Consider the following 17,753-nt stretch of genomic DNA (forward strand, 5'->3'; position numbering starts at 1 on the left):
CCGCAGCAAGCGTAGCTGCGCGGCTGTTTTAGCGCTGGACGCGATCCAGCGCGCGGGGCTGGGATCGATCGCGGGAATGCTCAATGTTGTTGTAAAGTTCGGGCTGCGTTGAGCGGCGTCGGCCACCATCAGGCCGAAGGTCGCGCCAAGCACGAATCTTTGCACATGCCTACAAGAATCCTCATCGTCCGCACCTCATCCCTAGGTGATCTCGTGCACATGCTGCCGGCAATATCCGACATTGCCCGCCATGTGCCCGATGCCCAGATCGACTGGATCGCGGAAGAAGCCTTTGCCGACATTCCTGCCTGGCATCCGGCGGTCAATCAGGTCATCAAGGTTGCTCATCGCCGTTGGCGCAAAGCCTGGTGGTCGGCGGAAGTGCGGGCGGAGCGCAAGGCGCTGAAGGAGCGGCTGCGCTCGGTGCAGTACGACATTGTCCTGGACATGCAGGCGCTCCTGAAATCCGCCTGGCTGGTGCGCCAGACCCGCGGCGTGCGGCATGGGCTGGACTGGCGTTCGGCGCGCGAGCCGCTGGCTTCGCTGTTCTACAACGTGCGGCATCGGGTGGAGTTCTGGCAGCCGGCGGTGATCCGCCAGCGCAAGCTGGCCGCCCTGACGTTCGGCTACCAATACGCCGGCGCGCCCGATTTCGGCTTGCAGGCTTTTGCGCGCCAGGCGACGCAGCCTGCGGCGGACCCGGTGCTGGAAGTCGGCAGCGAGGGTCTGAACGTCGGCGAACTGCCGCGCTTGCACCACCTGGATACGGACCGCGGCTATGCCGTGATCATGCCGTCGGCCAGCCGTGACGACAAGCTCTGGCCGGAAGAAGACTGGCGCGTCGTGTTCCGCCGTCTGCGGGACGCAGGCTGCACCCTGAAACTGCTGGCGGGGAATGAGCAGGAGGCCGAACGGGCCCGGTTGCTGATTGCCGGCATGGATGGTGCCGAGGTGATGCCCCGCATGGACCTGACCGCGGTGGCGCGTTTGCTGGCTGGGTCCCGCCTGATGGTGGGGCTGGACAGCGGCCTGACCCATTTGTCGGCCGCGTTGGGCCGGCCCACCATCGGCATTTACCGTGCTTCCACCCCGGTGCGCACGCCACTGGTCGGTTCCAGCTACACCGCCAGCCTGGGCGACCGCGGGGCTTCGCCGTCGCGCGAAGCCGTGATGGCGGCGGTGGAGCAGGCTTTGGCCGCACAGTGACATGAACCGCGGCGTCTACTCGCTGGCGCTCAGGGCTCTGTCACCGCTGGTCTGGCTCTGGATGGGCCACCGCGCCCGGCGCGCGGGCGGGCAATGGGAAATCTTCTCTTCTGAACGCTTCGGCCATGTCGGGCCCGCCGCTGCCGCGTCCTGGACCGCTCCGGTCTGGGTGCACGCGGTCAGCCTGGGCGAGACGCGCGCCGCGCAGCCTCTGCTGCAAGCCTTGCTGGACCGCGGCTTGCCGGTGCTGCTTACGCACATGACAGCCACCGGCCGCGCCGAGGGCGCGCGCCAGTACACGGAAGCGATTGCCCGCGGCCAGTTGCGTCAGGCCTGGCTGCCTTATGATTTTCCCGGCGCGACCCGCCGTTTCATGGCGGCGTATCGGCCGCGCTGCGGCCTGCTCATCGAACGCGAGATCTGGCCGAACCTGCTGGCGGCCGCGCGTGGCGCGGGCGTGCCCATGGCGCTGGTCAGCGCCCGCTTTTCGGCGTCGTCGCTGCGCCAGGCGGGCAGGATGGGCGGCGTGATGCGCGAAGCGCTGGGCGGACTGGACTCGGTGCTGGCGCAGACCGCCGAGGACGCGGACCGGCTGGTGCAGGCCGGGGCGCCGCAGCCCGTCGTGACGGGCAATCTGAAATTCGATCTGGTCCTGCCGGCGGCGCAGGTTGCCGCGGGGCAGGCTTGGCGCGAACAGCTGGGCCGGCATGTGGTGGCGGTGGCCAGCACGCGCGAGGGCGAGGACAGCGGCTTCATCGAGGCCATCAAACGCCATGCGGCTGCGCCTGGTGCGCCCCTGTTCTTGTTGATTCCGCGCCATCCGCAGCGCTTTGACGAGGCCGCGCGCCTATTGTCGGATGCAGGGTTGCCGTACGTCCGGCGCTCCGAAGGCGTGGCGCCGGGGCCGGGCACGGCCGTGCTGCTCGGCGACACGTTGGGCGAGATGGCGTTCCACTACGCCGCGTCGGATGTCGCGATCGTGGCGGGCAGCTTTGCGCCGCTGGGCGGGCAAAATCTGATCGAGGCCTGCGCGGCGGGCGTGCCGGTCATCGTCGGCCCGCACACCTTCAATTTCAAGCAGGCGGCGGAAGACGCCATCGCGGCGGGCGCCGTGCTGCGCGCGGCCGACGCCGGCCAGGCGGTGGAGGCGGCGATGGCGCTGCTGGCGGACGAACCGCGCCGCCAGCGCACGGCTGAGGCGGCGCTGGCATGGTTCCGCATGCATTCGGGAGCCACGGGGCGCACGCTGGACGCGCTGGCACCCTGGCTGGAGGCAGGAAAAGCGGGCTAGCGCCCGCGCTCACCGGCGCGTGCGCCGGATGGGGCTTCAGGGGGCGGCAGGCGCGGTCTTGGGAACCAGGGTCACCGCCCCCGGATTCAGTTCCTGGTTGAAGCGGCGCGGATCGCGGCCTTCGTCCTCGGGGCGCACGCCTAGCCAGCCCTGGCCCAACGCATAAACCCCCAGATTCGCCAGCAGGATGAGGATGAAGAGCACGCGCATGGCCGGGGTCTCCCGTTCAGGCTTGGTCGTCCAGGGTGGCGCGGGCGACCGCGGCCAGGCCGTCCAGGACGGGGTGATCCAGATAGATGGGTACGGGGGCCGCACCTTCGGTGCCGCCCGCGTCCGCCAGCAGGCGTTCGATTTCCTGGTGCACTTCGGGCCAGCCGCCGCCCGCCGCGTAGATCTGCGGCGTCTGGCCGTAACGCTGGCGTCCGGCCAGCCATTGGCGCACGACGGCGCCGGCCTGCGCGGCGGCGATGCCGGAGGCGATGGCCTCGTGCGTGTCCGTGGGATAGGCCACGACCTGGCCGTTGGCGATGGGTAGGTTGGCGGTGCCGTGGGCCAGCGCGCTGCGCATCATGGCCGGACCCGGCAGGATCAGGCCGCCGGCAAAGACGTTGTCGGGGCCGACGGTGTCGATGGTGGTGGCGGTGCCAAAGCTGGCCAGCACGAAGGGCGGGTGTGCCCCCGGCAGGCGCGACAGCACGCCCAGCAGCGAGGCCCAGCGGTCGGCGCCCAGCTGCGTGGGCGTCTTGTAGCTGTTGATCAGCCCCAGCGTGGTTGCCTGTGACGGCGACCAGGTCACCGCGCAGCCATGTTTTTGCAGGATGGCGGCGATGGCCGCGCCGCGCGCCTCGCCGGCAACGTTCACACCCAGCGCGCGCAGGGGACGGCGCGGCAGGGCGGCCAGCCAGCGGTCCAGGGCGTCCAGGTCCAGGCCGTCGAAGGCGACCGCCGCGGGTTCGCGCGGCGCGTCGGAGTTGCCGGCGTCCAGCCAACCCACCTTGAGACGGCTGTTGCCGGAGTCGATGAGAATAATCATGCTTGGCGTCGAATCGAGATTTCACCGACCAGGATCGGCTGAGTGCCCTCGGAGGTTTGCACCAGCAGGCGGCCTTGTTCGTCCACGCCGCAGGCGGTTCCGCCTAGAAGAATAGCGCCCTTGTCCAGCACGTTGACCTTGCGGCCGGCCAAAGCGTCCACTTGGTCGAAACGTGGCTTGAAGGCGCCAAAGCCCTCGCGCTCCAGCGTCCGCACCGCTTCCAGCCAGGCCATGGCGCTGGCGCAGACCAGGTCGGCGGCGCTGGCCTGGCGGGGCGCGCCTGCCTGTACCTGGCTCCAGTCGGCGACTTCGCGTTCCAGCGCGAGCGACAGCCGGGCGGCGTCGGTCAGGTTCACGCCCATGCCGATGACGACCGTATGGCCGGCCTCGCTGCCGCCGGGGTTGCGGGTGGTCTCCACCAGTACCCCTGCCAGCTTGGCGTCGTGCCACTGCACGTCGTTGGGCCACTTCATGCACAGCCCGGCGGCCTGCGGGCCGGCGACGGTGCGCAGAGCCTCGCAGGCAGCGATGCCGGCCAGCGGCGACAGCGCGGGCAGTTGCGCGGGCGGCAGGTGCACGTCGAAGGCACAGGAGAACATCAGCGTGGAGCCCGTGCGGTTCTGCCACGGACGGCCGGCGCGGCCGCGGCCGGTTTCCTGCAGGTGCGTGCCCAGCAGCCAGGGTTTGCCGCCGCCGCCTGCGCGAGCGCGGGCCAGGAGGTCGGCATTGGTCGATCCGGTGCTGCCGGTCCAGGAGATGTCCTGGAAGGCGGGCAGGCGCGTGCTGAGCATGCGGGCCAGGGTTTCCGGCGCGGGCAGGTCGATGGGGCTGGCTTGAGCGGACATGGCGGCGATTGTAGGGCACGCGGCCTGCGCTCGCGGCCGGACGGCGCCAGCGTTTATGATTGGCGATACATTTTGCATCGGTATTCTGTCTTCATGCCGCATTCCGCTTCGTCCACACCTGCCGCCGCCGCGCCCTTCCGTTTCGAAGGAGGCGTGTGCCATGTGGCCGGCGACTGGAGCGTGCTGGCGCTGGCCGAGCCGGGCGAGGTCCAACGTCGCCGCGAGGCGCTGGCCTGCGCCACGGATGGCGGCGCGCGCTGGGACCTGCACGGCATCGGCCGGCTGGACACCATCGGCGCGCTGCTGATCTGGGAAGCCTGGGGCCACAAGCTGCCCGAGCGCGTGCGCTGGTCCGCCGGCCAGCAGGACGTGTTCGACGCGCTGGCCATGAACAAGGGCGAGACCCCGGCCGCCGCGCCCAAGCGCGATCCGTGGGGCTGGCTGAGAGCGGTGGGCGAGGCGATATTCCAGGCTATCGACAATGGCCGCGCCTTGCTCATCATGCTGGGGCAGCTGGTCCTGGACCTGGGCGGAATGCTGCTGCGGCCGCGGCTGGGGCCATGGCGCGAGATTTCGGCGCAGGTGTACCGCACCGGCGCGCAGGCGCTGGGTATCACGGCGCTGGTCGGCTTCCTGATCGGCGTGGTGCTGTCCTACCTGTCGGCGCAGCAGCTGCAGATGTTTGGCGCCGATCGTTTCATCGTGCGCCTGCTGGGCGTGTCCATCGTGCGCGAGCTGGGTCCGGTGCTGGCCGCCATCCTGGTGGCGGGCCGTTCGGGCTCGGCCATCACGGCGCAGATCGGCGTGATGCGGGTGACGCAGGAGTTGGACGCGATGCTGGTCATGGGCATTTCGCACGGGCAGCGGCTTATCCTGCCGCGGGTGGTGGCGCTGGCCATCACCATGCCGCTGCTGGTGCTGTGGACGGACGCCATGGCGCTTTTGGGCGGGATGCTCGCCGCGCAAATGCAGTTGGGCGTGTCGGCGCAATGGTTCCTGCAGTCGCTGCCGGACGCGATTTCGCTGACGAACTACTGGATCGGCATCCTCAAGGGCGTGACGTTCGGCATGCTGATCGCGCTGATCGCCTGCCATTTCGGCCTGCGCATCCAGCCCAACACGGAAAGCCTGGGGCGCGGCACCACCACCTCGGTGGTCACCTCGATTACCGGCGTGATCCTGCTGGATGCGCTGTATGCCGTGATCTTCAGCTCGGTGGGCATCTGATGAATAGCGCCGCCCAGCACAAGCTCTTCGCCGAGGACGGCGTTACGGTAGAACCCGTCATCACGGTGCGCGGGCTGCGCACGGCGTTTGGCGATCACGTGGTGCACGACAATCTGGACCTGACCGTCTTCCCGGGCGAGATCCTGGTACTGGTGGGAGGTTCGGGCACGGGCAAAACGGTGCTGCTGCGGCAGATCATCGGGCTGGACCGGCCAGCCGCGGGCACGGTGCGGGTGCTGGGCCATTCGTTGTTTGAACTGACGGCGGCTGAACGTCGGCGGCTGTCCTATCGCTGGGGCATGCTGTTCCAGGCGGGGGCGTTGTTCTCCGCGCTGTCGGTGTTCGACAATGTGGCTCTGCCGCTGCGCGAATTGCGCACGGTGCCGGAAGACCTGGTGCGCGACGTGGTCATGTGCCGGCTGGCGATGGTGGGCCTGTCGGCGCGCGACGCCGACAAGCGGCCGTCGGACCTGTCGGGCGGCATGGTCAAGCGCGTGGCGCTGGCGCGCGCGTTGTCGCTGGATCCGGAACTGCTGTTCCTGGACGAACCCACGGCCGGCCTGGACCCGCTGCGCTCCGACGAGTTCGTGGACCTGGTGCGCAGCCTGCACCGGCAATTGGGATTCACCGTCGTCATGGTGACGCACGACCTGGACACGCTGCTGGCGTTGGCCACGCGCGTCGCCGTGCTGGCGGACAAACGGGTGATCGTGTGCGACACGGTGCCGGAAGTACTGAAGGTCGATCACCCGTTCATTCACACATTCTTCCTGGGCGAGCGCGGTTTGCGGGCGCTGGGGGATCTGGCGCCGAAGGGATTGCATCATGGAAAACCGTAGTCATGCGCTCATGGCCGGCATCTTCACGCTGGCCTTGCTGGCCGCAGCCGCCTTGGTGGCCATCTGGATCGGACGCGACCGGACTCAGCTTCAGCCATACGAAATTATCTCCGCGACCGCCGTCAGCGGCCTGAATCCGCAGTCCACGGTGCGCTACCAGGGCGTACCGGTGGGCAAGGTGCAGTCGCTGGCCCTGAACCCGGACAAGCCCGGGCAGGTGCGCATCCGCATCGGCGTGGCGCCGAACACGCCGATTACCGAGTCCACCTGGGCCGAACTGGGCGTGCAGGGCGTGACCGGCATTTCCAATGTGGAGTTGCGCGACGACGGTTCCTCGATGAAGCGGCTGGCCTCGTCGGCGGCGAATCCGGCCGCGATTCCGCTGCGTCCGGGCTTTCTGGACCGCATCGAGCAGCGTGGCGGCAAGCTGATCTCCAACGTGGAGGAGGTCACCGAGCAGTTGCGGCGCGTGCTCAGCGAGCAGAACGTGCAGGCGCTCACCGCCACGCTGCAGAACGCCACCGATATCACCCAGTCGCTCAGGGGCGCGAGCCAGGATCTGGCGCCCACGCTGGCCAAGCTCGGTCCCCTGATTGATTCGCTGGACAAGACCTCGCGCCAGGCCGACCGCGCCGCGCGGGAAGTCGGCGACCTGGCTGCGCAGGCCCGCCAGTCGCTGGCGCGCCTGAACGCGCCCGACGGCCCCCTGTCCGCCGCCACCAGCAGCCTCAATGACATCGCCCTGGCCGCCGCGCGGCTGGATGGCGAGACCTTGCCCGCCATCACCAGCATGGCCACCAACGTCAGCGCGGCCGCGCGCGGCGCCACCGTTACCCTGCGCCGTGTGGACAACACGCCGCAATCGTTCCTGTTCGGCCCGGCGCCCCGCGAGCCCGGGCCCGGCGAGGCCGGCTTTGCAGGCTTCGGGAGATCGCCCAAATGATGAAGATGCGTAGCGCCGTTCTAATCCTGACGCTGGCCCTGGCCGGTTGCGGCATCGGCCGCGTGGCTGCCCCGCCTTCGGTGTTCGACCTGGGCCTGGACTCCCGGCCCACGCCGGTCTTGCCCGCGCGGGCGCCGCTTGCGCTGGTCTTCCAGGCCGTGCCCAGCCTGTCCGACACGGGGGTGATCTGGCGCGTGGGCGACAGCGCCGCGCCCAAGGCCTATGCCAGCTACCGCTGGGCCTCGCCGCCGGCGGACCTGGTGCGTCAGCGCCTCACGGAGCGCCTGTCGCGCCAGGGGCCGGTGCTGGACGAGCGCGTCACCCTGCAGACGCCGCAACTGCAGGTGTCGTTGTCCCAGTTCGAGCAGGTATTCGCCGCCGACGGCCAGTCCAGCGAAGGCCGCGTGCTGCTGCAGGCGGTCTTGCTCAGCGGCCGCAGCGTGGTGGGCCAGACGCGCATCGAGGCGCGCGCGCCCGCACCCACGCAGGACGCGCAGGGCGGGGTCGCGGCATTGCGCCAGGCGACGGACGATGCAGCGGATCAATTGGCGCAGTGGCTTGCCACGACGCTGAAGCCCGCCTCCAGGCCGGGCGGTTAAGATCGCTGTTTTTCCCGCATCCTGAGTCACGCCATGTCCGCACGTACTGAAACCCATGCCTTCAACGGAGCCGCCGGCCGCATCGATTGCGCCGTGGACTGGCCCGCGGGTACGCCGCGAGGCTGGGCGCTGGTCCTGCATCCGCACCCGCTGCAGGGCGGCGCGCGCGAGAACAAGGTGGTCACGACCCTGTCGCGCGCCTGCGTGCAGCATGGCCTGGTGGCGGTGCGGCCCAATTTCCGCGGCGTCGGGCAGTCCGAGGGCACCTTCGACAAATCCGTCGGCGAAACCCAGGACATGCTGGCGGTCGTGGCGCAGATGCGCGAACTGCATCCGGAATTGGCCCAGGCGCCGTGGGTGCTGGCCGGCTTTTCGTTCGGCACTGCCGTCGCGGCGCAGACCTATGCCGCACTCGCCGAACAGGGCGATACGGTACTGCCCTCCGCCCTGATGCTGATGGGCCCCGCCGTGAACCGTTTCCAATCGCACGAAGTGCAGGTGCCGGACGACACGCTGATGGTGCACGGCGAGGAAGACGAAGTCGTGCCGCTGTCCGAAGCCATGGACTGGGCGCGCCCGCGTTCCATCCCCGTGGTGGTGGTGCCGGGCGCATCGCACTTCTTCCACGGCAAACTGCTGGTGCTGCGACAGCTGGTGCAGGCGCGGCTGAAGGTCGCGCTGGACTGATCCGATTTGAAGCAACGAGCCTGAATGCGGCCGCAGGTTGCATCAGGTTGCATGTTTTCGACCCACGGGAACCCCGGGCGGGCCGGACGGGTCTGATCGACTGCCTATAATTGTCAGCCACTTGCCCCGCGCCGGCGGGCGTCATTACTGGACCCACGTTGCCGATGAAGAATTTGCCTTACTCCGCTCACTCCCCCGTTGTCTTTACCCGCCGCCTGCTGTCAGGCGCGGTGCTGTCAGCCATGCTGGCGGCTTCGATGCCGGTCTGGGCGCAGCAGGCTCCCGCCGCGGCACCCGCTGCAGCTGCCGGCGCCGCGGCCCCGGCGCCGAATGCTTCGGCGGCGGTGCCCGTGGGCGATGTCTCGGCCGTGCCGGCCCCCACGATCGCAGCCAAGGCCTGGATCGTGATGGACGTGAACAGCGGCCAGACCCTGGCCGCTTCCAACCCGGACATGAAGGTGGAACCGGCCTCGCTCACCAAGATCATGACGGCCTACGTCGTGTTCAACGCGCTGGACGAAAAGCGCCTGACGCTGGAGCAGACCGTGCCGGTGTCCGAGCGCGCCTGGCGCACGGGCGGTTCGCGCATGTTCATCGAACCGCGCAAGCCGGTCACTGTCGACGAGCTGAATCAGGGCATGATCGTGCAGTCCGGCAACGATGCCTCCGTGGCCCTGGCCGAGGCCGTGGGCGGCAGCGAGGCCTCGTTCGCTTCGCTGATGAATCAGGAAGCCGAACGCCTGGGCATGCGCAACACGCACTTCATGAACGCCACGGGCCTGCCGGATCCGCAGCACATGACGTCCACGCGCGATCTGGCGATCCTGTCTTCGCACCTGATCACCGACCACCCGGATCACTTCCACTACTACAAGCAGAAGAGCTACACCTACAACAAGATCACCCAGCCCAACCGCAACCGCCTGCTGTGGGCCGACCCGTCGGTGGACGGCATGAAGACCGGCCACACCGATTCGGCCGGCTACTGCCTGGTGTCGACCGCGGTGCGCGGCGACCGCCGCATCCTGGTGGTCGTGGTGGGCACGGACAGCGAAGCCACGCGCGCCGAGGAAAGCTTGAAGCTCCTGAACTGGAGCTTCCAGAACTTCGACACCGTGAAACTGTTCGACAAGAGCCAGCCCGGCATCGACGCGCGCGTCTGGGAAGGCACGGTTGAAAACGTCAAGCTGGGCCCGCCCAACCCCGTGTCGATCGCAGTGCCGCGCGGCAAGGCTGGCGATCTGAAGCCGGTGGCGCAGCGCACGGATCCGCTGATCGCCCCGCTGGCCAAGGGCCAGCAGGTCGGCACCCTGCAGTTCACGCTGGACGGCAAGGTGCTGCGCACCGAACCGCTGGTGGTGCAGGACGCGGTCGAACGCGCCGGCTTCTTCGGCCGCATGGTCGATACCGTCAAGCGCTGGTTCGAGTAATCCTGCCGCGCCGCGGGCGCTATCGCGGGTGTAAGCTAGCAACGGGCGTTTCGCATGAAACGCCCGTGCTCTATTCACGGGACGGACCGGACGGTTCGTCCCTCTCCATTTCATATTCAGGAGTGCCTCATGATTCCGGGCGTGCCGGGCGAAAGCCAGGTGTATCTCAACGGTGAGTTTCTGCGTGTGGACGAGGCCAAGGTCTCCGTCCTGGACCGCGGCTTCATTTTCGGCGACGGCATCTACGAAGTCGTCCCCGTGTACCAAGGCAATGCATTCCGCATGGCCGAACACCTCGACCGCCTGGACCGCAGCCTGGCTGCCTTGCGGATCGCGCAGCCCTTCGACCGCGCAGGCTGGATCGACCTGATCCAGCAGTTGCTGGCGCGCACCAACCTTGAAACCTGCATCGTCTATCTGCAGGTGACGCGTGGCGTGGCCAAGCGCGACCACCAGTTCCCCTCGACGCCCGTCGCGCCGACGGTCTTCGGCATGATCTCGGCCTGGGCGCCGCCGCCTGCCGCGCAGCGCGAACGCGGCCTCGCCGCCATCAGCATCCCCGACGAACGCTGGCTGCATTGCGAGATCAAATCGGTGTCGTTGCTGGGCAACGTGCTGGCCAAGCAGCAGGCGGTCGATGCGCAGGTCGACGAAGTGGTGCAGTTCCGCGACGGCTACCTGACCGAAGGCTCGTCCACCAACATCTGGGTGGTTTCCGGCGGCAAGCTGCTGGCGCCGCCCAAGAACAACCTGATCCTGGAAGGCATCCGCTATGGCCTGATGGGCGAGCTGGCCGCCGAGGCCGGCATCCCGTTCGAGTCGCGCCCGATCTCGCGCCAAGAGGTGGAAGAGGCCGACGAGCTGATGCTGTCCTCGGCCACCAAGGAGGTGCTGGCCATCGTCTCGCTGGACGGCAAGCCGGTGGGCTCGGGCAAGCCCGGCCCCGTTTTTGCGCAATTGCGGGCGGGTTATGATGCCCGCATCGCCGCGCTCTGAGTCCGGCGTTACCGGGCGGCTCCTGCGGGGCCGCCCCGGCGGCCTTGCCGGCTGGCGGTTTGCCCCCATATAGACAGGATCTGGCCGCCTCGTGGCAGGCATCCTCGGGTGCAGTATCGAGCCGTGGCCGCGCCCTGTGGGGCAATACCTTATAGGCACATCATGCAACATATCCCGCCCGAAGACTCCCTCATCGAATATCCCAGCGACTTTCCCATCAAGGTCATGGGCAAGCAGCATCCCGAATTCGCGCAGACGCTGACCGAAGTTGTGTTGCAGTTCGATCCCGAGTTCGACGCCGCCACGGTGGAAATGCGGCCCAGCAAGGGCGGTAACTACATGGGCCTGACCTTCACGGTGCGCGCGACCTCGCGCGAGCAGCTGGACGCGCTCTACCGCGCCCTGCATGGCCATCCGATGGTGTCCATCGTCCTCTAGCGCAAGAGCGGGACAGCTGTGATCAAGTGGCTCGCGCGGCCGGCCGACTACCTGTCGGTCTGGCACGACATGCAGGCGTACACCAATCTGCGCGGCGCCGATACGCCTGACGAGATCTGGCTCTGCGAACACGCGCCGGTCTACACCTTGGGGCAGGCCGGCCTGCCCCAGCATGTGCTCAACCCCGGCAACATCCCCATCGTCCATTGCGACCGCGGCGGGCAGGTGACCTATCACGGGCCTGGCCAAGTCATGGCCTATGCGCTGTTCGATCTGCGCCGCGCCGACATCTACGTCAAGGAATACGTCAATTTGCTGGAAGGCGCGGTCATCGACACGCTGGCCCAGATGGGCGTGGCCGACGCCTGCCGCAAGCCCGGCGCGCCGGGCGTCTACGTGCCCGATCCGGACGGGGGCGAACTGGCCAAGATCGCCGCGCTGGGCATCAAGATCCGCAATGGCCGGGCCTATCACGGCGTGTCGCTGAACGTGCAGATGGACCTGGCGCCGTTCCTGGGCATCAATCCCTGCGGCTATGCGGGCCTGCGCACCGTGGACATGGCGGCCTGTGGCGTGCGCCGCGAGCCCACCGAGACCGGCGAGGCGTTGGCGCGCAACCTGGCGCAAGCCTGGGATCGCGCAAGGAACAAGACATGAAGACCTATACCGCGGCCGATGTAGCCGCAACCACGCCAGAAGAACTGGCCCGGCTGCGCGAACAGGGGCCGGCCGAGGACTACGCGGCATGGATCCGCGCGGCGGCCGAACTGGGGCTGGTCGAAGCCCAGACCATCTACGGCCAGATGCTGCTGGACGGCACGGGCGTGGAGCGCGATCCGGACCAGGGGCTGACGTGGTTCAAGCGCGCCGCCCATGCCGATCACCCCATGGCCATCAACATGGTGGGCCGTTGCTACGAGAACGGCTGGGGCGTGCCGCAGGACGACACGGTCGCCGCCTACTGGTTCCGCCTGGCCGCGGACAAGGGGCTGGACTGGGGCATGTACAACTACGCCCACATGCTGCGCAGCGGCCGCGGCAGCGTGGCGCAGAATCCCGCGGCGGCGCTGGCGCTCTATCAAAAGGCGGCAGACGCCGGCCACGTGAAGTCCATCGGCGTCGTCGGCCGCTTTTACGAGGCCGGCGAGGCGGTCGAGCAGGACATGGAGCGCGCCTTCGACTGCTACCAGCGCTGCGCCGAAGGCGGCGACTTCCGCGGCATGTTCCACCTGGGCCGGCTGCTGTTGCTGCGCGGACGGAAGCAGGATGCCGCGCAATGGCTGGTGCGCGTGCCTGAAACCGCCACGCCTGCGTTTCTGCGGGAAGCCAACATCATGCTGCAGGAAAGCGGCTTTCCGGCGCTATATGAGTAGATTCGTGTAGCGCGGCAGGTGCAGGGCAAGCGCGCTTGGCTCCCACCGCGTGCAACTCGTCCTACGTACTCAATCTTTCCTCAAAAGCCACTTCCACCGTAATCCTTTCGCCCGTGCCGCGTTCGCCGTCCAGGCGGTCCAGCAGCAACTGGCCGGCGCGCCGGCCCAGAATGGCGGCGTCGGCGCCCAGGGTGGTCAAGCCCTGCGCCCACTGCGCGGCGCTGCCGTCGTCCGAGTAGCCCAGCACCGCCAGGTCCTGCGGCACTTGCAGGTCGCGGTTGTGGGCTTCCGAGACCGAGGCCGCGGCCAGCAGGTCGGTCGTGCAGAACACCGCGTCGAAGATCGTGTTGGTGGTCAGCAGGCGCAGGAAGGCCATGCGGCCGTCGTTCATGTGCTGCACCTCAGGCTGCACGATGTCCGCCACCAGCTCCAGCCCAAGTGCGGCCGCGCTGCTGATGAAGCCTTCACGCCGGGCGCGTTCCCAGGGGGTGTCGGCGCTGACGCAGGCGACGCGCGCATGGCGCTTGGCGGCCAGGTGCCGCGCCGCCATGCGGCCGGCTTCCGCGTTGTCGACCACCACGGCGCTGTCCAGTGGCTGGGCGGATGCGATCCAGGTTTCCACCGTGGGAACCTCCAGCGCCGCCACGGCGGCGCGCAGGGCCGGGTCGTCCAGCGGACCGATGACCAGCGCTGCGACGGGGCGCAGTTCACCAAGCCGGGCCTGGGCCTCGCGCCAGGGGCCCGCTGCCAGGTAGTAGCCGGCGGACAGCAGCAATTCGGCGCAGGCCTGGATGGCGCGGGCCGCGGGCGCCCAGTCCAGTCGGGGCGCGATCAGGGCGATGGGGCGGGGCGGGGGCAGGGAAGACATGGGTAAAACCGGCGGATTCATCAGGCGTGACGATAACCCAGCCTGGCTCCGGCCGAGGAGGCCCGCCGCCTGGGGGCGGGACCCCGCCCGGCGGATCTGGTCGGCGAAGGGTAAAATGCCGTTTTTGTCTCAGACCCGGCGCGCCCACGCGCCGGTCGTGAAGGTGCTCCATGTCCACGCTCGCCGAGTCTCCTGTCCCCTCGAACGAATCCGCCGCCGCGCCCGCGGAAGCGGTCTACGATCCGACGCAAAAGCAGAAATCGCAGGCCAAGACCGCGCGCATCCCCATCAAGATCGTTCCGGCCGAGCGCCTGAAGAAGCCTGAATGGATCCGCGTGAAGGCCGCCGCGCCTGGCTCGCGCTTCTACGACATCAAGCGCATCCTGCGCGAGCACAACCTGCACACGGTGTGCGAGGAAGCGTCCTGCCCGAACATCGGCGAATGCTTCGGCAAGGGCACGGCGACGTTCATGATCATGGGCGACAAGTGCACCCGCCGCTGCCCCTTCTGTGATGTGGGCCATGGCCGTCCGGATCCGCTGGACACCAACGAGCCCCTGAACCTGGCGCGCACCATCGCCGCGATGAAACTGTCCTATGTCGTGATCACCTCGGTGGACCGCGACGACCTGCGCGACGGCGGCGCCGGCCACTTCGTCGATTGCATCACGCACATCCGCGAACTGTCGCCCACCACCCGCATCGAGGTGCTGGTGCCCGACTTCCGCGGCCGCCTGGACCGCGCGCTGACCATCCTGAACGCCGGTCCTCCGGACGTCATGAACCACAACCTGGAAACCGTGCCGCGCCTGTACAAGCAGGCGCGTCCGGGCTCGGACTACATGCATTCGCTGAAGCTGCTGGCCGAGTTCAAGAAGCTGCACCCCGAAGTCCCCACCAAGTCCGGCCTGATGCTGGGCCTGGGCGAGACCGACGAGGAAATCCTGCAGGTGATGCGCGACATGCGCGAGCACAACGTGGATATGCTGACCATTGGCCAGTATCTGCAGCCGTCGGAGCACCATCTGCCGGTGCTGCGCTATGTGCATCCGGATACCTTCGCGATGTTCGAGCGCGAGGCTTATGCGATGGGCTTCTCGCATGCGGCGGTGGGGGCGATGGTGCGGTCTTCGTACCATGCGGATGAACAGGCGCATGCGGCTGGGGTGAATTGAGACGCAGCGCCGGTTGGCGAGGCTGAGTGATTGCTAGTGACGGACTAGATCGGGGACACCCGGACTAGTCCGTTTTTCACCGCTCGGTCGCGGGTCGCGTATCGGATAGTAGTTGATCGGCCAATTGCATCGCCTGAACACGTAATTCGGGTACCGCGGTGCTCTCCCACAGGCGTCCCTTCATTGGAGGGCCGAGGGTGTAGAGGTGGTGCGAAGCCTGCCCGTGATTGTCGATCAGTTTTCCCGATGCCGTAGTGAGTAGACCCAGGCCCAACTCGTCCGCAGTTATCAGGCCTTTGTGCATGAGCCGGCTTGTGAGACAGTTCCTTAGCGATTTGAAATTGCTTTCGGCGCCGGTGCAGTTCACCACGTGGTCCACGGTAACGTTGAGTAGTGTGCCGTTGATCTGGCGCAACGAGACATGCACTCCCGACTGTGCATCGACGGTCGTGCCCTCGATTCGCGCGCGATGTTGAGTCAGCTGCCCTGAGGCAACCATGTCCAGGAAGACAGACAGCACGGGCGCTGCGGTGCGATGTCTGTGGTTTTCCCAGTACGGACGAACATGTTGTAGGAAACGCTTCTTGTCCCGTAAGGGCAGACCTTGCCAGATTCGGGGGGTTTCGGCTCGCAGCCCGTCGATCACAGACCGCCAATCGCCTCCGGCATCCTGTTCGAGCTTGATGCGCGATCGAATCCAGCGGATTAGGTCCCGCAGGCCAATCTGGGGAGGCGGGGAGAGGGAAAGCCGTGCGGATTTTGGGGCGGCATGCACCTTCGGTGTGAAGCCGCGTCGTGACACGACGTAGATACGGCCCGTATATCCTTGATCGTGCAACGCAGTCACCTGGTCGAGCATGGTGAGTCCTGACCCGATGAAAAGGCAGCTCTTGCCGCTGGCAAGAGCTGGCAGCACATCGGGAGCCCATGGACTGAAGTGATAGCGCACGCTGTCGCCGACTGAGATGTGGTACTCCGGGGGGGGCTGAGGGGGGAAGTTGCCCAGGGCCAAGACGCAAGCGTCCGACACCCATGACCCGTGTCTGCGGGATTGGACGTTTATGCCAGCAGCATCGTTGTCCAGATCGATGATTTCGTCATTGATGATCTCGACTTGGTGCATCGCAGCGCTGCGGTCCATTTCCGTCCGCAGCAGGTGGGACAGGTACTCGCCGTACAGCGCACGAGGGAGAAACGTCGAGGGCGACAATTCCGTTACCCATCGCGCGTACTTCTGCCAGTGGTCGTGAGCCCACTTCAGAAAGTCCTCCGGTACATCCGGAAAGGCGCTCATATTGCTGGCCGGCACATTGAGCAGTTGGCATGAAGCCGTCGCACTGTATGCGGTGCCTCGCCCCGTGTGCGATGACGTTTTTTCGATCAGTTTTATACGCAGTGGGGAGTTCGCCTTGCGCAGCAGATGGACGGCGGTCATCGTACCGCTGAAGCCCGCGCCGATGATGGTGATGCTGGTCATGTGTCTAGTCCTTGTGCGCGGGTGTGTCCGAGATTTGTTGGCGCGGCGAGGTCTTTTGCTGCTCGGCCCCAGGCTATGAAGGCTGGGTTGATCAGGCTGGACTTGCCGTACAGCAGGCGTGCACCGTCGACTGTGGTGACGCCTCCGCTTGCAGCTTCCAGGATCGCTTGAGCTGCGGCGACATCCCATTCGCAGGTAGGACCAAAGCGCGGATACAGATCTGCCTTGCCTTCCGCCACGCGGCAGAACTTGATTGAGCTGCCGGCCTGGACCAACGTATGGCGGCTTACCGTGCGCGAAATGAATTCACGGGTTGCATCATCCAGATGGCTGCGGCTAGCGACCACACGCAAGGCGGGAGAATCCAGTGTTTGCGAACTCTGGATTCGGGTCACAAGATTGCCGTCGTCCTTGAAGGCGGGGAGTCCTGCCTGTCCCCAGAAGAGCTCATTGAGAGCGGGTGCGAACACGATGCCCAATATGGGTACGCCGTTCTCGATCAGTGCAACATTTACGGTAAATTCGCCGGTGCGTGCAATGAATTCCTTGGTTCCATCCAGGGGGTCGATCAGCCAGAACCGCCCAGTATTGCGGCGGAGATCATGCGTGGCGGGATCCTCCTCGGACACAACGGGGATGGAACCATTGATGGTTTGCAGGCCTGAGCAAAGAATCCGATGAGCTGCCAGATCAGCGAGCGTAAGCGGACCCATGCCTCCGGATTTTTCCTCTAGCTTGCAATCGCTGCCTACCGCAGTCGCATCGTAGATCTGCAGGATTGCGGCCCCGGCTGCCCTAGTACAGTCAAGTAGTGGCGCTAGCATGAAAATTTGTCGCAATTTGCATATATTTAAATTATGAACGATTTTTTACTGAAAATCGGCATCAATTTTTATTGATTATCCTATAATTCACATTTTACGACAAGGATCCGGAGATGAGCGAGGGCTTGTTCGGCATGGAGTTGCCAGGTGTATGGGACACGGAGTTGGCATTTCAGCGCCTGCGGGAGAGCGGGCAGGCCGAGACCAAGCGTACCGCTGAGCGGCGGCTGCACGAACTGGGGGTGTTGCCCTCCGCCTTGCAGGCCTCGGACCTGCGCGACGAGACTGGCCGTCAGCCAGTGCCTGTAGTGATCGATCACGAAATGCACGCCGCGCGTAGCAAGCGTAAATTGATACTCTTCGCTCAATTGGCCGACCTCAGGCCGGATGTGCTGACCGTCAGCCTGAACGACGCCCGCGGGGCGCGCTACTGGGTCAACGTGAACAAGGACGACACGGCGAGCTCGAGCGAGCGTACGCTCGAGCAGGCGTTTCGGGTGCT

At 66.8% G+C, this 17,753-nt stretch carries 19 protein-coding genes; 13 read left to right on the top strand and 6 right to left on the bottom strand.

The genetic code is table 11. From position 1 onward, the window contains the following. Positions 1-165 precede the first annotated feature (165 nt). Together waaC and ACZ5YA_RS23415 are read left to right on the top strand one after the other, a co-directional pair. Entirely contained in the window at positions 166-1,206 is a 1,041-nt protein-coding gene (gene waaC / locus ACZ5YA_RS23410) for a lipopolysaccharide heptosyltransferase I (RefSeq protein WP_118933516.1), read from the top strand. 1 nt (position 1,207) lies between these two features. Further along, the gene (locus ACZ5YA_RS23415; protein ID WP_464091291.1) at positions 1,208-2,497 is read left to right on the top strand and encodes a 3-deoxy-D-manno-octulosonic acid transferase; all 1,290 of its coding nucleotides are present in this window, start codon (positions 1,208-1,210) and stop codon (positions 2,495-2,497) included. A 36-nt stretch (positions 2,498-2,533) separates the two neighbouring features. Here ACZ5YA_RS23415 and ACZ5YA_RS23420 read toward each other — a convergent pair whose 3' ends face one another. From ACZ5YA_RS23420 to ACZ5YA_RS23430, 3 genes are read right to left on the bottom strand one after another with little or no spacing between them, the layout of a single operon-like run. Next, on the bottom strand, positions 2,534-2,707 hold the full coding sequence (locus tag ACZ5YA_RS23420; protein WP_165867898.1) for a hypothetical protein: 174 nt from the start codon (positions 2,705-2,707) through the stop codon (positions 2,534-2,536). Positions 2,708-2,723: 16 nt separating this feature from the next. Beyond that, positions 2,724-3,530, bottom strand: a complete 807-nt coding sequence (locus ACZ5YA_RS23425) for a type III pantothenate kinase (protein ID WP_118933514.1) — start codon at positions 3,528-3,530, stop codon at positions 2,724-2,726. Continuing rightward, a complete protein-coding gene (locus tag ACZ5YA_RS23430; protein ID WP_464091292.1) occupies positions 3,527-4,375 on the bottom strand; it encodes a biotin--[acetyl-CoA-carboxylase] ligase in 849 nt (282 codons plus the stop codon). Before ACZ5YA_RS23430 ends, ACZ5YA_RS23425 begins: the two co-directional genes overlap by 4 nt. A gap of 93 nt (positions 4,376-4,468) precedes the next feature. On the opposite strand from ACZ5YA_RS23430, the gene ACZ5YA_RS23435 reads away from it, so the two are divergent. The 10 genes from ACZ5YA_RS23435 to ACZ5YA_RS23480 all read left to right on the top strand — a co-directional run bounded on the left by ACZ5YA_RS23435 (position 4,469) and on the right by ACZ5YA_RS23480 (position 12,907). Further along, the gene (locus ACZ5YA_RS23435; RefSeq protein WP_464091293.1) at positions 4,469-5,602 is read left to right on the top strand and encodes an MlaE family ABC transporter permease; all 1,134 of its coding nucleotides are present in this window, start codon (positions 4,469-4,471) and stop codon (positions 5,600-5,602) included. After that, positions 5,602-6,441: an ABC transporter ATP-binding protein gene (locus ACZ5YA_RS23440; protein WP_088154656.1), complete on the top strand. Its 840-nt coding sequence runs from the start codon at positions 5,602-5,604 to the stop codon at positions 6,439-6,441. The genes ACZ5YA_RS23435 and ACZ5YA_RS23440 overlap by 1 nt, the downstream gene beginning before the upstream one ends. After that, the gene (locus ACZ5YA_RS23445) at positions 6,428-7,384 is read left to right on the top strand and encodes an MlaD family protein (RefSeq protein ID WP_059374086.1); all 957 of its coding nucleotides are present in this window, start codon (positions 6,428-6,430) and stop codon (positions 7,382-7,384) included. Before ACZ5YA_RS23440 ends, ACZ5YA_RS23445 begins: the two co-directional genes overlap by 14 nt. Then, on the top strand, positions 7,384-7,983 hold the full coding sequence (locus ACZ5YA_RS23450) for an ABC-type transport auxiliary lipoprotein family protein (RefSeq protein WP_251879558.1): 600 nt from the start codon (positions 7,384-7,386) through the stop codon (positions 7,981-7,983). Before ACZ5YA_RS23445 ends, ACZ5YA_RS23450 begins: the two co-directional genes overlap by 1 nt. Positions 7,984-8,016: 33 nt before the next feature. Then, positions 8,017-8,670, top strand: coding sequence for an alpha/beta hydrolase (locus tag ACZ5YA_RS23455; protein ID WP_059374087.1), 654 nt, complete (start codon positions 8,017-8,019; stop codon positions 8,668-8,670). A 164-nt stretch (positions 8,671-8,834) separates the two neighbouring features. Next, positions 8,835-10,100 carry a D-alanyl-D-alanine carboxypeptidase family protein gene (locus ACZ5YA_RS23460; protein WP_419341968.1) on the top strand — a complete coding sequence of 422 codons (1,266 nt, stop codon included), beginning with the start codon at positions 8,835-8,837 and terminating at the stop codon, positions 10,098-10,100. A 129-nt stretch (positions 10,101-10,229) separates the two neighbouring features. Next, positions 10,230-11,096 carry a D-amino acid aminotransferase gene (locus tag ACZ5YA_RS23465; RefSeq protein WP_059374090.1) on the top strand — a complete coding sequence of 289 codons (867 nt, stop codon included), beginning with the start codon at positions 10,230-10,232 and terminating at the stop codon, positions 11,094-11,096. A gap of 162 nt (positions 11,097-11,258) precedes the next feature. Then, a complete protein-coding gene (locus tag ACZ5YA_RS23470) occupies positions 11,259-11,534 on the top strand; it encodes a YbeD family protein (protein ID WP_054457066.1) in 276 nt (91 codons plus the stop codon). Positions 11,535-11,552: 18 nt separating this feature from the next. Further along, a complete protein-coding gene (lipB, locus tag ACZ5YA_RS23475; RefSeq protein WP_059374092.1) occupies positions 11,553-12,191 on the top strand; it encodes a lipoyl(octanoyl) transferase LipB in 639 nt (212 codons plus the stop codon). After that, complete coding sequence (locus ACZ5YA_RS23480; RefSeq protein WP_464091294.1) at positions 12,188-12,907, top strand: tetratricopeptide repeat protein; 720 nt, start codon at positions 12,188-12,190, stop codon at positions 12,905-12,907. The genes lipB and ACZ5YA_RS23480 overlap by 4 nt, the downstream gene beginning before the upstream one ends. 61 nt (positions 12,908-12,968) lie before the next feature. Here ACZ5YA_RS23480 and ACZ5YA_RS23485 read toward each other — a convergent pair whose 3' ends face one another. Then, positions 12,969-13,775 (bottom strand): LacI family DNA-binding transcriptional regulator, encoded by an 807-nt coding sequence (locus ACZ5YA_RS23485; protein ID WP_118933509.1) that lies wholly within the window; start codon positions 13,773-13,775, stop codon positions 12,969-12,971. Between the two features lie 170 nt (positions 13,776-13,945). On the opposite strand from ACZ5YA_RS23485, the gene lipA reads away from it, so the two are divergent. Then, complete coding sequence (lipA, locus tag ACZ5YA_RS23490) at positions 13,946-14,950, top strand: lipoyl synthase (protein WP_118933508.1); 1,005 nt, start codon at positions 13,946-13,948, stop codon at positions 14,948-14,950. A gap of 76 nt (positions 14,951-15,026) precedes the next feature. On the opposite strand, the gene ACZ5YA_RS23495 is transcribed toward lipA, so the two are convergent. After that, positions 15,027-16,427, bottom strand: a complete 1,401-nt coding sequence (locus ACZ5YA_RS23495; RefSeq protein WP_464091295.1) for an FAD/NAD(P)-binding protein — start codon at positions 16,425-16,427, stop codon at positions 15,027-15,029. Continuing rightward, positions 16,424-17,251, bottom strand: coding sequence for a 3'(2'),5'-bisphosphate nucleotidase CysQ (cysQ, locus tag ACZ5YA_RS23500; protein ID WP_464091296.1), 828 nt, complete (start codon positions 17,249-17,251; stop codon positions 16,424-16,426). Before cysQ ends, ACZ5YA_RS23495 begins: the two co-directional genes overlap by 4 nt. Positions 17,252-17,753: the final 502 nt, after the last annotated feature.

The organism is Achromobacter sp. JCM 18799, assembly GCF_055395645.1.

Coding starts and splice junctions, on each gene's coding strand:
- waaC (WP_118933516.1), top strand. CDS start 166: ATGCCTACAAGAATCCTCATCGTCCGCACCTCATCCCTAGGTGATCTC.
- ACZ5YA_RS23415 (WP_464091291.1), top strand. CDS start 1,208: ATGAACCGCGGCGTCTACTCGCTGGCGCTCAGGGCTCTGTCACCGCTG.
- ACZ5YA_RS23420 (WP_165867898.1), bottom strand. CDS start 2,707: ATGCGCGTGCTCTTCATCCTCATCCTGCTGGCGAATCTGGGGGTTTAT.
- ACZ5YA_RS23425 (WP_118933514.1), bottom strand. CDS start 3,530: ATGATTATTCTCATCGACTCCGGCAACAGCCGTCTCAAGGTGGGTTGG.
- ACZ5YA_RS23430 (WP_464091292.1), bottom strand. CDS start 4,375: ATGTCCGCTCAAGCCAGCCCCATCGACCTGCCCGCGCCGGAAACCCTG.
- ACZ5YA_RS23435 (WP_464091293.1), top strand. CDS start 4,469: ATGCCGCATTCCGCTTCGTCCACACCTGCCGCCGCCGCGCCCTTCCGT.
- ACZ5YA_RS23440 (WP_088154656.1), top strand. CDS start 5,602: ATGAATAGCGCCGCCCAGCACAAGCTCTTCGCCGAGGACGGCGTTACG.
- ACZ5YA_RS23445 (WP_059374086.1), top strand. CDS start 6,428: ATGGAAAACCGTAGTCATGCGCTCATGGCCGGCATCTTCACGCTGGCC.
- ACZ5YA_RS23450 (WP_251879558.1), top strand. CDS start 7,384: ATGAAGATGCGTAGCGCCGTTCTAATCCTGACGCTGGCCCTGGCCGGT.
- ACZ5YA_RS23455 (WP_059374087.1), top strand. CDS start 8,017: ATGTCCGCACGTACTGAAACCCATGCCTTCAACGGAGCCGCCGGCCGC.
- ACZ5YA_RS23460 (WP_419341968.1), top strand. CDS start 8,835: ATGAAGAATTTGCCTTACTCCGCTCACTCCCCCGTTGTCTTTACCCGC.
- ACZ5YA_RS23465 (WP_059374090.1), top strand. CDS start 10,230: ATGATTCCGGGCGTGCCGGGCGAAAGCCAGGTGTATCTCAACGGTGAG.
- ACZ5YA_RS23470 (WP_054457066.1), top strand. CDS start 11,259: ATGCAACATATCCCGCCCGAAGACTCCCTCATCGAATATCCCAGCGAC.
- ACZ5YA_RS23480 (WP_464091294.1), top strand. CDS start 12,188: ATGAAGACCTATACCGCGGCCGATGTAGCCGCAACCACGCCAGAAGAA.
- ACZ5YA_RS23485 (WP_118933509.1), bottom strand. CDS start 13,775: ATGTCTTCCCTGCCCCCGCCCCGCCCCATCGCCCTGATCGCGCCCCGA.
- lipA (WP_118933508.1), top strand. CDS start 13,946: ATGTCCACGCTCGCCGAGTCTCCTGTCCCCTCGAACGAATCCGCCGCC.
- ACZ5YA_RS23495 (WP_464091295.1), bottom strand. CDS start 16,427: ATGACCAGCATCACCATCATCGGCGCGGGCTTCAGCGGTACGATGACC.
- cysQ (WP_464091296.1), bottom strand. CDS start 17,251: ATGCTAGCGCCACTACTTGACTGTACTAGGGCAGCCGGGGCCGCAATC.